Annotated in this window: 14 protein-coding genes; 9 read left to right on the top strand and 5 right to left on the bottom strand. The window is 49.5% G+C overall.

All coding sequences use genetic code 11. The features are described from left to right. The first annotated feature begins 8 nt into the window (after positions 1–8). Both J9B83_RS09280 and J9B83_RS09285 read left to right on the top strand, forming a co-directional pair. Complete coding sequence (locus J9B83_RS09280) at positions 9–1,637, top strand: NADH-quinone oxidoreductase subunit L (protein WP_211536475.1); 1,629 nt, start codon at positions 9–11, stop codon at positions 1,635–1,637. A 9-nt stretch (positions 1,638–1,646) separates the two neighbouring features. After that, complete coding sequence (locus J9B83_RS09285) at positions 1,647–4,106, top strand: YbcC family protein (RefSeq protein ID WP_211536476.1); 2,460 nt, start codon at positions 1,647–1,649, stop codon at positions 4,104–4,106. Positions 4,107–4,195: 89 nt separating this feature from the next. Here J9B83_RS09285 and efp read toward each other — a convergent pair whose 3' ends face one another. Further along, a complete protein-coding gene (efp, locus tag J9B83_RS09290) occupies positions 4,196–4,771 on the bottom strand; it encodes an elongation factor P (protein WP_211536477.1) in 576 nt (191 codons plus the stop codon). Between the two features lie 144 nt (positions 4,772–4,915). Here efp and epmB point away from each other — a divergent pair, with 144 nt between their 5' ends. Then, positions 4,916–5,941 (top strand): EF-P beta-lysylation protein EpmB, encoded by a 1,026-nt coding sequence (gene epmB / locus J9B83_RS09295; RefSeq protein ID WP_211536507.1) that lies wholly within the window; start codon positions 4,916–4,918, stop codon positions 5,939–5,941. Between the two features lie 52 nt (positions 5,942–5,993). On the opposite strand, the gene J9B83_RS09300 is transcribed toward epmB, so the two are convergent. After that, positions 5,994–7,382, bottom strand: a complete 1,389-nt coding sequence (locus tag J9B83_RS09300; RefSeq protein WP_236037225.1) for a ribonuclease J — start codon at positions 7,380–7,382, stop codon at positions 5,994–5,996. A gap of 117 nt (positions 7,383–7,499) precedes the next feature. Here J9B83_RS09300 and J9B83_RS09305 point away from each other — a divergent pair, with 117 nt between their 5' ends. Beyond that, positions 7,500–8,444: a hypothetical protein gene (locus J9B83_RS09305; protein ID WP_211536478.1), complete on the top strand. Its 945-nt coding sequence runs from the start codon at positions 7,500–7,502 to the stop codon at positions 8,442–8,444. A 2-nt stretch (positions 8,445–8,446) separates the two neighbouring features. Here the strand turns inward: J9B83_RS09305 and J9B83_RS09310 are convergent, their stop codons facing one another. Continuing rightward, positions 8,447–8,827, bottom strand: a complete 381-nt coding sequence (locus tag J9B83_RS09310) for a DUF4870 family protein (RefSeq protein ID WP_211536479.1) — start codon at positions 8,825–8,827, stop codon at positions 8,447–8,449. Between the two features lie 119 nt (positions 8,828–8,946). Here J9B83_RS09310 and J9B83_RS09315 point away from each other — a divergent pair, with 119 nt between their 5' ends. Both J9B83_RS09315 and J9B83_RS09320 read left to right on the top strand, forming a co-directional pair. Then, positions 8,947–9,423 carry an NYN domain-containing protein gene (locus J9B83_RS09315; protein WP_211536480.1) on the top strand — a complete coding sequence of 159 codons (477 nt, stop codon included), beginning with the start codon at positions 8,947–8,949 and terminating at the stop codon, positions 9,421–9,423. 73 nt (positions 9,424–9,496) lie between these two features. After that, a complete protein-coding gene (locus tag J9B83_RS09320) occupies positions 9,497–10,555 on the top strand; it encodes a GGDEF domain-containing protein (RefSeq protein WP_236037226.1) in 1,059 nt (352 codons plus the stop codon). Here the strand turns inward: J9B83_RS09320 and J9B83_RS09325 are convergent. Continuing rightward, positions 10,552–10,770 carry a VF530 family protein gene (locus tag J9B83_RS09325; RefSeq protein WP_211536481.1) on the bottom strand — a complete coding sequence of 73 codons (219 nt, stop codon included), beginning with the start codon at positions 10,768–10,770 and terminating at the stop codon, positions 10,552–10,554. The two genes, J9B83_RS09320 and J9B83_RS09325, sit on opposite strands and share 4 nt — an antisense overlap. A gap of 119 nt (positions 10,771–10,889) precedes the next feature. Between J9B83_RS09325 and J9B83_RS09330 the strand changes: the two genes are divergently transcribed. Further along, a complete protein-coding gene (locus J9B83_RS09330) occupies positions 10,890–11,177 on the top strand; it encodes an HlyU family transcriptional regulator (RefSeq protein ID WP_211536482.1) in 288 nt (95 codons plus the stop codon). A 27-nt stretch (positions 11,178–11,204) separates the two neighbouring features. Next, a complete protein-coding gene (locus J9B83_RS09335) occupies positions 11,205–12,224 on the top strand; it encodes an alpha/beta hydrolase (protein WP_211536483.1) in 1,020 nt (339 codons plus the stop codon). 20 nt (positions 12,225–12,244) lie between these two features. Here the strand turns inward: J9B83_RS09335 and J9B83_RS09340 are convergent, their stop codons facing one another. Further along, on the bottom strand, positions 12,245–13,078 hold the full coding sequence (locus tag J9B83_RS09340; RefSeq protein ID WP_211536484.1) for an SDR family NAD(P)-dependent oxidoreductase: 834 nt from the start codon (positions 13,076–13,078) through the stop codon (positions 12,245–12,247). Positions 13,079–13,255: 177 nt separating this feature from the next. On the opposite strand from J9B83_RS09340, the gene J9B83_RS09345 reads away from it, so the two are divergent. Continuing rightward, complete coding sequence (locus tag J9B83_RS09345; RefSeq protein ID WP_211536485.1) at positions 13,256–14,878, top strand: methyl-accepting chemotaxis protein; 1,623 nt, start codon at positions 13,256–13,258, stop codon at positions 14,876–14,878. Positions 14,879–14,912 lie beyond the last annotated feature (34 nt).

Consider the following 14,912-nt stretch of genomic DNA (forward strand, 5'->3'; position numbering starts at 1 on the left):
AACACCGCATGTCACTGGTTATCTTAAGTTTTTTGCCCATTTTTATTCCCGCCGCTTTTTTACTAGGAGGCTGGCACCTAGGCCGAGCGACCACAGAGCGCACGCCCTATAAAGCGGTTTGGTTAAGCCGAGGTCTGCTGATGCTGTTTTTGGCGACCTTCCCTGTCAGCTATTTTTTTGCCGATGCTTGGCAATCGTCCAACCTAATTCGACACACCTCCCTGAGCCAAATCATGCTCGGCTTGGTCACCATCATGGGCTGGGTGCTGATTACTTTTTCTCAGAACTACATGGCAGGACAGGCCAACCAAAAGCGTTATTACCGCTGGCTAATGTTTACCTTGGCGTCTGTGGCCATCACGGTCACATCCAACCATTTGGTCACCTTTTGGCTTGGCTGGCTCGGTATCAGTTTGTCCTTGCATAACTTACTGACCTTTTACCCAGATCGACCAAGAGCCATACTGGCCGCTCATAAAAAATTCATTGTGGCGCGCCTTGCCGAATTGGCCTTGCTAGCGGCTTTTGTCATCTTGTATCAAGCCCATGGCAGTCTCTACATCAGCGACATTTTAAACACGCTTACCCTGCAAGCCGACGCAGGCATACGCCTTTCAACGACTGACCACTTCGCTGCGGTCTTAATTGCCATCGCTGCACTGATCAAATGCGCCCAACTGCCGTTCCATGGTTGGTTGATCCAAGTGGTCGAATCCCCCACGCCCATCAGCGCCCTACTGCACGCAGGGGTGATTAACTTGGGTGGCTATTTGGTGCTTTTGTTCGCCCCGTTGGTCGCCCAAAGTAGCGCTGCCATTTGGCTCTTGTTGTTGATCGCGGGCCTGTCTACTCTCGCCAGCGCCTTGGTTATGACCACACGCATCAGCGTCAAGGTGCGGCTCGCTTGGTCTACCAGCGCACAAATGGGTCTGATGCTGATGGAATTCGCCCTAGGCTTGTACGAGCTGGTGCTGTTGCATTTATTGGCGCACTCTTTTTACAAAGCCTATTCTTTCTTGAATTCAGGCAACGCCATCAACGACACCTTACGCTTGAGCCTTTCTGGGGCGTCTAAGCCCCACCACTCGACTGGTCATTCAGTCCAACACGGCAACGAGAGTAAACCCAGCCTCAAAACCTGGCTGGTCACCATCGCTTTTTGCTCCTTGGTCGCATTACTGGTACGCACCGTTTTTGGCTTAGAAGGCGCATTAAGTACCTGGTGGCTATTCGCCTTGGCCATGACGCTGTTGATCATTCAATGGCAGGCCTCAGAGCATGCGCCCTCCTTACCCTACATACTCTTTGTCAGTGCCTTTTTGTGTGTCGCATACGCCGCGTTAAAGCTGTTTTTTCATATTCTGTTTCCCATTACGCACATTGGTCATACGGCGGCGCTATCGCTTACTGACCTATGGGCCATGGCGCTTTTCAGCCTCTTATTTGTCATCAATGCCTTGCTGCATTACCAAGTGCACTTGCCTGCGGTCCGTCGTTTGTCCATCGCCTTGTTCGCTGGGCTTTACCTCGATGAATGGCTAACGCGCCTAGTATTAAAAGTATGGCCGGTGACACTTCCGGCGCGCGCCAAAGACCAACACAACACCAGCGCCATTGATGATTCGGCCACTCTTTAGGAGGATGTTATGACGACTTCCGCTACGTTATTACCGGAACAAAAAGCCTGCTTGATCAAGGCAGCGACAAAAATCGCCCCTAGCTGGCCGCTGGATAAGCTCATCGCAGTGAATCCGCTCTGGTCGCACATTGCACAATCTTTTGATCACACATCGGACGAACTGTCTGCGCTGGCCGGCATCAAAACGCATTTATCACTGGACACCTACCTTGCTTGGTTTCAACAAGGGCGAATTCAGCAGGCTGCGCTCCATCAAGCCGCCGAACATTATCAACTCGACACAAGCGCAGATGACCTCGTATCACAGCTTTCACAAGCCACGAACGTATCCAGTCAGTGGCGCAATATCGCGGATCTTGCCGATCAATATCGACCAGCCAATAAGATGTCGTGGCACGATGAAATTACTCATCAAGTAAGCCAATTTTGCGCCGCCCACTACCAAGAACAAAGCCCGACATTAAGACAAAAAAGCGCTAATCAAGACCTAGATCTTTACGCCCACTGGCGGGAAATCACCATAGAAGACAAGGGCTTGAGCATTTTAATGGGGGAAGCCAACCTCAGTGACTATTTTCGGGCGTTGCCGAGCAACCAAGATGATATGTCTGCGTTGGTCATTCACGATTTGTCACTAAACCACTTGGCCTGTGAAAACAGCACTTTGGACTTTTACGCCCACGCTTTGTTGCTCGACATTAATGGCTGGAGCAGCTATCTGGCCTACTTAAACGACTTCGCTCATCAAGCGCCAGAAGCGCCCAACGAAAATCATGTGGCGTCTTTATTGGCCATTAAAATGGCCTGGGGGTGGGTCGTCTGGTGTTACCTAAAAGACACCAACAACGCCACATTTAAAGCCATAGAGCGCCAATGGCAGCAACAAAGTCAACACAGAATGGCGCTGATCGAGCAACACCAAGCGGCTCACCTTAGCCTCAAAGTGTGGGCCATGGCATTTGAACTCAGCGAGCAAAACGCGCTTCATCGCACTCTTCTGTCTATCCCAGTACAAAAAACCAGCTCAGCACAAAAAACGCCTCCCGCATTGCAGGCCGTTTTCTGCATCGACGTGCGTTCAGAAGTCTTTCGTCGTGCTTTAGAGGCGCAATCGCACGCCATTCAAACCTTTGGCTTTGCAGGTTTTTTTGGTTTGCCCATTGAGTACCGCGCCAAAGACAGCCAGTTTACACGCCCGCAATTACCGGGTTTATTGCAAGCCAGCATCACAGTGACCGAAACCGAAAGCGACGATCAACAGGTGCATCACCAGCAGCAAGAAGCCCGCTGGCACCGCTGGGGACACGCTGCGCCGGCGTCATTTTCCATGGTGGAATCCATGGGTTGGTGGTACGCCTTTAAAATGTTCAAACAAACTCTGTTCTCAAAACAACAGGCCAACCCTGTCAATCGACTTGCCCCCAATACCGCTTGGACGCTGCAGCAAAAAGGCCGAACGCTCAGCCCTCAAGACAAAGCCGATCTCGCCATGGGCATCTTGACCAACATGGGCATTCAAGACTACGCCGACACTGTGTTGTTGGTGGGCCATGGCAGTCAAACCAGCAATAATTTACACGCAGCGGGATTAGAATGTGGCGCGTGCGGCGGCCAAAGTGGCGAAGTCAATGTGAAAGTATTAGCGAGCTTACTTAACGACCCTCAAGTACGGGTTTTGCTCAATCACATGGAGGCGAACATTCCTGCAACCACGCAGTTTGTCGCCGCCATGCACAACACCACCACAGACCAACTCACCTGTTACGACCACCAGCCTAACGCCGCTTTTTCTGGCTGGTTTGAACAAGCCATGTACGCCGCACAAAAAGAACGTGCGCTCTTGCTCGACCCAACACTGGTCGATGTGTCCAACAAAACAAGACACAAGGCCTTTTTGCAGCGCGCTAACGATTGGTCACAAGTTCGCCCAGAATGGGGGCTGGCCAACAACCACAGTTTTATCATCGCGCCCCGTGAAAAAACACGCTCAATGAACCTACACGGCCGGAGTTTTTTACACGATTACCAAGCCAAGCAAGATCCCGACTTCGCAACTTTAGAAAAACTGATCACCGCGCCCATGCTGGTCGCCCACTGGATCAACATGCAATACAACCTTTCCGTCACCGACAACTTCAAATTCGGCAGCGGCGATAAAGTGTTGCACAACGCCGTTGGCGGCAACATAGGGGTTTTTGAAGGTAATGGCGGGGACCTGCGGATCGGTTTGTCTAAGCAATCTCTGCACGACGGCGAGCGCTGGATGCACACTCCGGTCAGACTCGCCGTCTACATAGACGCCCCACAGCAGGCCATCGCCGACATCATAGCCAAACACGAACTCGTTCGACACCTTGTTGATAACGACTGGCTCTACCTCTACCAATGGCAGGACCAGACCCTCAGTCGCTACTATCAAGGCCACTGGTCAAACGAGCAAGGCCACTGGTCAAACGCACAAGGTTAGTGTCCAAACGAATGAACAAAAAAAGCCCCCGACAGCAAACTGTCGAGGGCTTTAAAAAACCAATAATGATTCGGTTTTAACGCAAAGGATTACTTGCCCGTTGCACGGGACACGTATTCGCCAGTACGGGTATCAATACGCAACACTTCGCCGATATTGATAAACAAAGGCACACGCACCATGGCGCCCGTCACCAAGTAAGCAGGTTTTGAACCGCCGTTCGCCGTGTCGCCTTTCACACCTGGGTCGGTGTCTTTTACTTCAAGCTCGATGAAATTAGGTGGCGCAACAGCAAGAGGCGCGCCGTTGTACAAGGTCACCACGTAACGCTCTTGTTCTTTCAGCCAGTTTTTGGTGTCAGCAATCGCGTTTTCATCCGCCGCATGCTGCTCGAAAGAGCCATCGACAGCCATGAAATGCCAGAATTCACCGTCGGTGTACAAGTACTCCATGTCGGTGTCCATCACATCCGCCGCTTCTAGGGTGTCACCTGATTTAAAGGTACGCTCCCAAACACGACCGGTTTTTAAGTTACGCAACTTAACGCGGTTAAACGCCTGACCTTTGCCCGGTTTAACGTGTTCGTTGTCGATCACCGCACATGGGTCACCATCGACCATTAATTTAGAACCGCTGCGCATGTCGCTAGTAGAAATGTTAGCCATATATCCTCACAGTATATTTTTAGAGAAAAGGCTCCGACTGGCGTATCATGTCAGTCTTATATTTTTTCAGAGCCACTGGCCTATTGGCCAAAAAAAGTTGGCGCTATCATAACCCAATTGAAGACAATTTTGCAGATATTTGACGTGATCCCCATTCAAACTAAGAACCCTCTAAACTGGCAGCAACACCTTTCCCAAGCCATTACCTCTTTACCCGAGCTGGTCGAGCAACTCGGTTTGCCTGCCGAATTAGCACAACAAGGTCTGGCCGCGCACCAGAGCTTCAAATTATTAGTGCCTAAACCCTATTTGTCGCGCATTGAACCGGGCAATCCGAATGACCCCTTGCTGCTGCAAATTTTACCCGACGCCGCCGAAATGCAGGCCGTGGTTGGTTATTCCAAGGACCCGTTAGAAGAAGCCGAGCACAACCCGCAAAAAGCCATTGTGCACAAATACAAACGTCGCCTTTTGGTGATTACCACTGGCACCTGCGCGGTGAATTGCCGTTACTGTTTTCGTCGACATTTTCCTTATGGCGACAACCAACTGGCGCAAGCGGAATGGCAATCGGTGATCGATTACCTACAAGACCACCCAGAAATCAACGAAGTGATTTTGAGCGGCGGCGACCCTTTGATGATGAAAGACGTCCTATTAGCCGACAAAATTCGCAAACTCGACGCCCTACCGCAAATCAAGCGCTTGCGCATTCATTCCCGCTTACCCGTGGTGATTCCAGCACGCGTGTGCGACGAGATGCTGGAATGGATTCACGCCAGCCGACTCGATATCGTCATGGTGTGGCACATTAATCACGCCAACGAAGTGGATACTGAACTGACCGACGCCGCACAACGACTCAAGCAAGCAGGGGTGACTGTACTCAACCAAGCGGTATTACTAAAGGGCATTAACGATTCGGTAGAGGCTCAAGTCAATCTAAGTGAAGCCGTGTTTGCCGCGGGTATTTTGCCCTATTACCTTTTTACCCTAGACCCCGTGGAAGGCGCGGCGCACTTTGATATTTCCATCGAAGACGCACAACGCCTGATGGGAAAAGTCGCCGCGGAATTGCCCGGCTATTTGGTGCCAAGGCTGGCGAAGGAAATCCCCGGCAAACAGGCAAAAAGCGTGTTTGCGCCTATCATTGCTAGCTCACCTAAATAGCTCACCTAGATAGCTCACTTACTAATTCACTCACTAATGTAAGTAGTGGGCGTTAGCGCAGTAACGCTATACGCCCCGTTTTAACGGCGTGGCGACGAACGGTGACGGTAGGCGCCAGCTGGTATAAATCCCCATTGCGTCCGACTAATTGGCCGGGCACATGGCTGAGCTTAGCCACATCGGCGTTGGCGTCTAAGTGCTTTGGCTCCCCATGAACCGGAATCGCCCATTGGGGCTGTACCCAGGTATACAACTGCTTCAATTCCTCTCGACAAGGATGGCCGCTCACGTGGATGGTTAACTCGGTATCCTGGGATTGTAAGGTACGAATTTTTCGGCCCTTAAATTGCGCCGCTAAACGGTCAATGGCCTGTTCATTGCCCGGAATACGCATGGCACTGAAAATCACCAAATCGTCCGCCTCGAGGCTTAAATCAAAGCAATTGTCTGCGGCCAGTCGATTTAAGGTCGCTCTGGGCTCTCCTTGGCTACCCGTCACCACCGCCAGCACCTCTTCTCGCGGCAAATAGCCTAAATGCGCTGCATCGATGATGGGCAAATCGTCCGGCCAATGGCCTGTCACTCTGGCGGCACTGACCATGTTCGTCAAAGAGCGGCCGATCAAGGCCAAGTAGCGCCCTGTCTCTTTGGCCACCCGCCCCAAGGCCACAAGCCGCGCTACGTTGCTACTGAAACAGCCCACCACAACACGGTTCTTTTCCGTTGCAATGGTTTTTAATAAGCCTTGATAGCAGTCGTATTCGGAAGGTGAAAAGCCCTCTTTTAGGGCGTTGGTCGAATCACACACCATGGCCAACATATTTTCTTTGGCGAGGGCTTTAAACGCCGCGGGAGAAAAACCTTTGCCCAACATAGGCTGCTTGTCGATTTTCCAATCGCCGGTATGAAAGATGCGACCCACAGGGGTATCAATGGTCATCGCGTAAGGTTCTGGCACAGAGTGAGTTAACCCCAGCCATTTCACCGTAAACACGCCGATTTTCTTGATTTCATTTTCCGCCACTTCAATGATTGGCACTTGATTGGCCAACCCCACTTGCACTAATTTTCGACGCAGCACTTCGGCGGTAAACGCCGTGGTATATACAGGGCACTTAAAACGACGCCACAAAAGCGGCAAAGCCCCCACATGGTCTTCGTGAGCGTGAGTGATCACGATGCCCGCCAAACGTTCTTTTTGCTCGCTGATAAAACGCGGATCGGCGCACACCACTTCGGATGTGCTGAGTTCGCCAGGTGTCAGCGGTTCGTTAAAAGAGACGCCACAATCCACCATCAACCATTGGCCATCGTGGCCGTATAGGTTCATGTTCATACCAATTTCGCCGGTGCCGCCTAAAGGCAAAAACCACAAATCCTCTGCTGAGGGAATCAAAGATGAAATAACCAACTCCTTGTTAAAACCAATATAAGGATTCATTGAGCGTAAACCGTAAAGGTTTGTCTCTGCTACGAATTATCCGCTAGAATCTTGCTTTGTAAAAAAAACTAGCCAATTGAATGGCTTATCTATCTTATTATTTACCGGACTATTCCCTTGAACACAACGTCTCGATTTCAAACACTGCTCGGCAAAGCCGTTATTTACTGCATTTTCATCGCCTGTGGCGTGGTGTTTTTGCTGTTTGGTATTCAGCACTTTGGTGCCAAATACGCCGAACGTGCTTTTCTTAAACAACTCGAACAATCCGGATTAACGCCTTTGGTGCATTACGAAAAGGTGCATTTTGACCCTTTCACGCTAACGCCGTCTTTTGAACAGGTGCGCGTGGGCAACCCAGAAGCCCCTTGGTTGCATTTCGCACGCATTGCTTTTAACAGCTACCCGCTCACCCACCCAAACCTAGACATCAGTTTTTGGGTGCAAGAAAGCGCTATCGAAGAAGTGTCACGCGATACAGGACGACTTATGCGCGCCGCTGGTATCGACACCTTACTCGCCAAGGGCACGTTTTCTTCTCAAACCGAAGGGCAAGCGGTAAACACACACTTTGACTTAATAATCAAAGACGTGGGCAAGGTGTCCCTATCGTCCCACATCAATTTGTTAAACGATGCCATCAACTTACCGGAACTGAGATCGGACCTACTGGCTTCCATCGCATTAGGGCAACCAGAAGCCATGTTGAATTTATACGGCGACGACATCGAACTGAGTTCATTGTCTGCACGTTACGACGAAGCGGGACTGGTGGCGCACTTACTGCCAGCTCAGCCTATGTCGGCACGGGCAACACAAGCACAAAAAGACGCCTTTGCCTTTGGCAGCCAAATGCTTGGTTTAGCGCCTGCCAATTCCCCTGAGGCGAAACACATCGCAACGACCCTCACAGACTTTCTCGCTGATCCGCAAACCATACGTTTAGCGGTCACCCCAGACACCGCCGTGAGTTTGACGCAGTTGGCACGCTACGCCAGTGAAGGGCGACTGTATCAAACCAGCCAGATGAATCTCTCTGTGCAGGCGGCGAATCCACAATAATCTCAGGAAAACGGGTTGTACATCGGCCGATAAGATTGGTTCGATGTCGCCCGAGCGATGCCTTTAACCATTCGAAAAATCGACCACAACCACACCCCTAGCAAAACAAAATAACCGACAAAAAACAGCGCCAACACCAAACCCACCACGGTCAAGAAAATGCCCCACCAAAAGGTACTGATAATGTTCACATAATGGTCTTCGTACAAGGTGCCTCGCGCTTCATTAATTTTCACCATGGCCCAAATGGCACCGATCAACCAAAACACACCGGTAAAGATTCCCAGCAACATGCACACATAAGCCACCACCACATTGCTTTTGGCGTTATCCTCTCTGGGCGACTGGGGGCGTCGGCCTTGGCTAGGTTCAAATCCAGACATACTCTTACTCCATTGTTTATTTTAAAGTACCATTGGTTATCGTGTCATTTTACGTCAATCGCTTGTACCCTGTGGTCTTTTCTTATCACTGTTCACACTATTATTACCCTAGGAAAAACATGCAAACCGTCACCATCTTAGTCGATGTGCAAAATGTCTATTACACCACACGACAGGCGTTTGGACGCTCTTTTGATTACAACGAATTTTGGCGACAAGCCACGCACAATCGCCAAGTCGTCCACGCGGTGGCGTATGCGACCGACAGAGGCGACGAAAAACAGCGTCAATTTCAGAATATTTTGCGCGCCATTGGCTTTGAAGTGAAACTCAAACCCTTTATTCAGCGTTCAGACGGTTCCGCCAAGGGCGATTGGGACGTAGGCATAGCGCTAGACGGCATAGATCTAGGCAAAGACAGCGATATATTAGTGCTGGTCTCTGGGGACGGCGATTTCGACTTACTGGCAAAGAAACTCGTCGAAAAATACCAAACACGGGTGGAAGTATACGGTGTAGAATGCCTAACCGCACAATCTTTGATCAATGAAGCCAGCCAGTTTGTTGCTATTGATAACAAATTGTTACTAAAATAAATGCAAGTCATCTATTTTTTTGGTAGATAATGTGCAGCCAATAAAAACTGATCCACGGAAAGACAGATCCCAAATGCTGGACCAAAGCGATTTAGAACTACTCGAAACCAGAGTGATACTGCACAAATGGCTTAGCCTTGCGAGCGGTCTGGCTATGCTGTTTTTCTCTGTTTTGAATATATTGATGTTCAATCAAACTTCTGTCGGTGTTGTGGAAATATTTTTCGGCCTGTTAAATCTGTATTTTTTTTACTGTGCCTACCACAATACCACGCAATATTGGCACACCAACTTGCTCATGTTGTCCCTTACTGCGGTGATTTTTCATACCTTTAGTTTTGCAGATTTGCGCGCCGGCTCTGTTTTCTGGCTACTCTTCCTCCCTCCTCTTTTTTGTTTATTGAGCGGCGCAAAATACGGTTTTATTTACACACTGTTATTGGCCATTCCTGCGGCCATTGTGCTCTATGTCAAATCCGATACGGAAAGCTACATTGCCTATCGCGCCGTGTTGAACTTCGTTCTAACCTATTTTTTGTCGTACTTTATTTGCTACCTTTATCAAAGCCAGTACATGGCCAGAGACATAAGATTGCAAAAAATGGCGTTTCAAGACCCATTAACAGGAGCGAAAAACCGCCATGCCTTGAAGCTGTTTTTTAACGATTTTAATAAACACCAAGAGCCCTGCTTACCTGAAGAAGAGCGCACTCACCTGCTGATTATCGACATTGATTATTTCAAACTCGTTAATGACGAATTTGGTCACGATGTGGGCGATGCGGTTTTGGTGCAGATGACTGAATTACTGCACCTGTATGCCGACAGCGATACTGTGTATCGCATTGGTGGTGAAGAATTTTTAATCGTGTTGCGAGAACACACCTCATCACAAACACTCAATTTTGCCGAAGCGCTGCGTAAAAACGTCGAAGAAACGGTGTTCCATTCGAAAAAACAAGACATCAAGGTCACGGTGAGCATTGGCATTGCGCCACTTCACCAGGGCCAAACCTTCAGAGAGTTCCTTAAAGCGGCGGATAAAAACCTGTATTCAGCCAAACACAAGGGCCGCAACATGGTGCATTGCGACGCGCTTAATAACGACACTTTTGCTGATCATAAAGCCTAGTGGAAAGTAGCTAAAAACAAGGCTTCCACTTTCTCCCGAGCCCATGGGGTTTTGCGCAAAAACTTTAAGCTGGACTTAACCGACGGGTCGCTTTTAAAGCAATTAATATTGATACGAAACGACAACTCTTCCCATCCGTAATGCGCCACTAGATCCGTGACTACCTTCTCTAATTTCACCCCGTGTAATGGATTGTTCGCCTGTGTTCCCGCCATGTCTGCCTACTCTTTGTGACCAATAAAAAGGGGAATCATACGATGATATTTGACTATTACAACAAATCCCCGAAAAATAGCCGACAAGTAATCAACACAGTTAATAGAGGAACACACACATGGGAATTTTATCTGGCCTAAAAGGCTTATTTGCAGGTGGCGAAAGTGCCCCAGAAAAAGCCGAAGAAGCGGTTGAATACAAGGGCTTTTCCATTGTACCCGCGCCAATGAAAGACAACGGCCAATTCCGTGTCGCGGCCGTCATCACCAAAGGAGAAGGCGACGATATAAAAACCCATCAGTTCATCCGCTCCGACTTGATGCCAGGTCGCGAGCAGTGCATCGAGATCACCCTACGTAAAGCCAAATTGACCATAGACCAAATGGGCGAGAGCATTTTCCGCTAGTCTTATTTTTAACGCCTTGGGGTCACAATGAGCACACCAATAGGACAACACTGGACACTGGTACACCAAGGTGATGACTTATTGGGGCCGGAATTTCATGCGCGCACCTTTGCTTTTGCCGGCGCTGCCAATCAAGACCCCAACACCCTGGTGCATACAACCTTAATTCATCACAAGGGCAACCCATCGTCGGACAAGGGCATCTTGTATGTGCACGGCTACACGGATTATTTTTTCCAGACCGGCCTAGCCGAACACTTTGTGGCGCTGGGTTATCGGTTTTACGCGCTGGATCTGCAAGGCTATGGTCGTTCTATTCGCCCTTCTACGCCGCCCAATTGGTGTGACTCACTCGACCAATATGGCCAAGACATCGACATCGCACTCGCCACCATGAAAGCCGATGGCATAAACAGCCTGGTGCTTTTGGGGCACTCGACTGGCGGGCTCATTCTTTCTAATTACCTAGCGCAACCTTATGCTTTGCCGGAGCGGGACAGCCACTATCGCAACGACTTTCCAACAGTGCGTGGCTTGATACTCAACAGCCCTTTTCTGGCGCTGCCGTTTCCTCCCGCCATGCTCAATCGCATCAGTTGGCCGATTCGTATGCTGGTCAGCGCGCTGCCTTTTTCTTTTTTGCGCGCCAAAAAAATCTCGCTATACGCCAAAACTTTGCATACAAAATTTGGGGGTGAATGGGATTATCGTTTGGATTGGAAACCCGCGGAAGGCTTTGATTTGTCGTTTCATTGGCTGCGAGAAATCATTCGCACCCAGCGTCATCTCGCCCATCAGCGCCTCGCCATACCCACCTTATTGTGTCGATCCAAAGTCAGTACTATTGGCAAAGCCACCGTGGCAGAAACCCAACAAGGGGATGGCGTGCTCGACGTAGACAGCATGCAAGATGCCGCCGACAAAACCTTCTCGAAGCTCACCACCAAGGTCATTACAGAGGGCTTTCATGATTTGTATTTGTCCCATAAAAGCGCTCGTCAAGCCTATTTATCAGCCATCACAACTTGGCTCAACACGTTAGATTAACAGATCAATCGCACCAGCCGTTAAGCCCCTTGGCGACGCATGATTCGATCAAGCAAGCAGGTTGGCAACACACGTTTTAAAAACACCGCCGCGTAAGTAGGCAAGGTCACATAATATCGCGCTTTAGGACGACTTGATTCTAGCGCGTGCAGTAATTTATTCACCACCGCACTGGCGGGCAAGGTTTGCGACGAAGTCGGCCCTTCTTTACTCAATCGCGCCATGGCTTCTACATAACCTGCCTGATGGCGACTGTTGGCCACATCGATATGCTTTTTCAAGGCCAACAAAGCATTGGCACGAAAGCGACTTTCAATCGGGCCTGGCTCAATTAAGCTGACCTTAATGGGCGTATCAGACAGCTCCAAACGCATCGTATCGGTTAGTCCTTCTAAAGCAAATTTACTGGCGTTATACGCCCCACGGAACGGCGCCGCCACCAGCCCTAACACCGAGCTGTTATTGACGATACGGCCATAACCTTGGGCTAACATGATGTTCAGTACCTTGGTGGTCAACTCATGGGTACCAAACACATTGCACTCAAACTGCTCTCGCAAGGCGTCTACCGGTAAATCTTCCACCGCACCGGGTTGACCATAGGCACCATTGTTAAACAGCGCGAATAACTCCCCATTGGTGATGGCTAATGTTTCTTCCAAGCCTTTGGCGATGGACGCCGAATCGGCTAAATCCAATTGCACCACATGGTGAATACCCTGTGCTTTTAACGCGGCCACATCGTCGGCGCGACGACAACTCGCCACCACCAAAAAGTCTCGTGCTTGAAGCATTTTCACCGCTTCTAGGCCAATTCCGCTGGAACAGCCGGTGATTAAAATCGAATATTGCATACTGGGTCCTCAACAAGAGTTAATCGCTTTTTACTAGCCTGGTTCGATACTAACAAAATATCCCCGAAAGTGTTGTTTCCTTGATCTCGCTCAGTTTTTGAATACAGCAACCCCCTCATACTAGCCACCCATAAATACAATTAATGATAAATCTCAATAAAAAGAAAAGGACGTTCCATGTCGCTTAGCTCTATCAAGATCAGTTACAAGCTGTGGGGATTAATTGCCACCCTAGTCACGTTGCTTTTGGTGTTTAGCATTACCACCTACAACGAGCTCTATAATCAACTGCTTAACGCACGTCAGCAACAAGTCAAAGAGCAAGTGGATAACGCTTATTCACTGGTGAATTTTTATGGCAAGCAAGCGCAATATATTGGCGAAGAAAAGGCAAAGCAATCTGCACTAGAAGCCATTGCAGCTTTACGCTTTGGTGACAGTGGTTATTTCTGGGTTAATGACATGCAAGCCACCTTGTTAATGCACCCGTTAAAGCCTGAGATCATCGGCAAAAACATGGCCAAAACCACAGACGCTGAAGGCCAGTTACACTGGCAAAAAATGGTCGACATCGTAAAACAACAAGGTGAAGGCTATGTAAACTACGCTTATCAAGGCCCACAAGTAGACAAACCGGAAGACAAAGTCTCCTACGTCAAAGGCTACAAACCGTGGGGATGGGTAATTGGTAGCGGTGTTTTTTACAGTTCAGTAACAGATCTATTTTGGCGAGCCGTTGAACAGTCTGCTGTGATCGAGCTTTTACTGATTATTTTTGCCACCATCGCCAGCATCATCATTGTGCGCAACATTACCCGCCCGCTTAAAACCGTGACCGATCACCTTCAGCACATTGCCACTGGCGACCTAACCGAACATCTAGACATGCAACGGGGTGACGAAATAGGCATGCTCGCCGACGCGGCCAACTCAGCGTCGCGCTCATTAAATAACACTCTATTAGAAGTAGATCATGCCATCACCGAGCTGCAAGCCGTGTGCGTGCAAATGCAAGGCAATAGCCTCAATACCAAGCAAGGCATGGACAAACAGTTTCAAGAAGTGGAGTTACTGGCCACTGCCATGAATGAAATGTCATATTCCATTAAAGATGTCGCACAGCACGCCAAAGACACCGCCGATGCCACCCAAACCGTGCAAACCATTACTCGTGAAAGCAGCCAGGATCTAGACGCCACCAACAGTGACATTCAAAGCCTCACCAACCACATTGAAGGTGCCAACGAGGTCATTGTTAAATTGCTGGCTCAAACGGCCGACATAGATTCGGTGCTTGGGGTGATTGGCGGCATTTCCGAACAAACCAATCTATTGGCCTTGAATGCGGCCATCGAAGCGGCGCGAGCTGGAGAGCTAGGTCGTGGCTTTGCGGTGGTCGCCGATGAGGTGCGCTCCCTGGCCAGTCGCACCCAAACCTCAACGGTTGAAATCAGCACCATCATTGAAAAACTACAGCAACAGTCAAAAGCGGCTTCCACTTCCATGGCGTCCAGTACGACCCAAGCGGAACGCGGTGCCGAGCGCATGCACCTAGCAGCCGAAAAGTTAAAAAATATGTTAGTGCAAGTAGACGACGCCTCTTCCCGTAGCAAGCAAATCGCTTCCGCCGCTGAGCAACAGGGTGCTGTTGCAGAAGAAATCAATCAAAACATTATTGGCATTCGTAGCGTCTCAGAAAAAGTGCTCGACGATGCCCAACAGGTATCCGACGGCAGCGCCATGATTGCCAATATGAGCCAAGCGCTGGCCAACAAGATCAAACAATTTAAATTTCGCTAACCTCTTAACAAATAGGATCACCACTTAAGCAAGT

The sequence above is a fragment of the Marinomonas vulgaris genome, assembly GCF_018145875.1.
GTDB classification, from domain to species: Bacteria; Pseudomonadota; Gammaproteobacteria; order Pseudomonadales; family Marinomonadaceae; genus Marinomonas; species Marinomonas vulgaris.

What these genes read in the sequence shown, in the direction of transcription:
- J9B83_RS09280 (WP_211536475.1), top strand. Translation starts at nt 9, where the DNA reads ATGTCACTGGTTATCTTAAGTTTTTTGCCCATTTTTATTCCCGCCGCT.
- J9B83_RS09320 (WP_236037226.1), top strand. Translation starts at nt 9,497, where the DNA reads ATGCTGGACCAAAGCGATTTAGAACTACTCGAAACCAGAGTGATACTG.
- J9B83_RS09300 (WP_236037225.1), bottom strand. Translation starts at nt 7,382, where the DNA reads ATGAATCCTTATATTGGTTTTAACAAGGAGTTGGTTATTTCATCTTTG.
- J9B83_RS09345 (WP_211536485.1), top strand. Translation starts at nt 13,256, where the DNA reads ATGTCGCTTAGCTCTATCAAGATCAGTTACAAGCTGTGGGGATTAATT.
- J9B83_RS09325 (WP_211536481.1), bottom strand. Translation starts at nt 10,770, where the DNA reads ATGGCGGGAACACAGGCGAACAATCCATTACACGGGGTGAAATTAGAG.
- J9B83_RS09285 (WP_211536476.1), top strand. Translation starts at nt 1,647, where the DNA reads ATGACGACTTCCGCTACGTTATTACCGGAACAAAAAGCCTGCTTGATC.
- J9B83_RS09330 (WP_211536482.1), top strand. Translation starts at nt 10,890, where the DNA reads ATGGGAATTTTATCTGGCCTAAAAGGCTTATTTGCAGGTGGCGAAAGT.
- J9B83_RS09310 (WP_211536479.1), bottom strand. Translation starts at nt 8,827, where the DNA reads ATGTCTGGATTTGAACCTAGCCAAGGCCGACGCCCCCAGTCGCCCAGA.
- J9B83_RS09335 (WP_211536483.1), top strand. Translation starts at nt 11,205, where the DNA reads ATGAGCACACCAATAGGACAACACTGGACACTGGTACACCAAGGTGAT.
- efp (WP_211536477.1), bottom strand. Translation starts at nt 4,771, where the DNA reads ATGGCTAACATTTCTACTAGCGACATGCGCAGCGGTTCTAAATTAATG.
- J9B83_RS09315 (WP_211536480.1), top strand. Translation starts at nt 8,947, where the DNA reads ATGCAAACCGTCACCATCTTAGTCGATGTGCAAAATGTCTATTACACC.
- J9B83_RS09340 (WP_211536484.1), bottom strand. Translation starts at nt 13,078, where the DNA reads ATGCAATATTCGATTTTAATCACCGGCTGTTCCAGCGGAATTGGCCTA.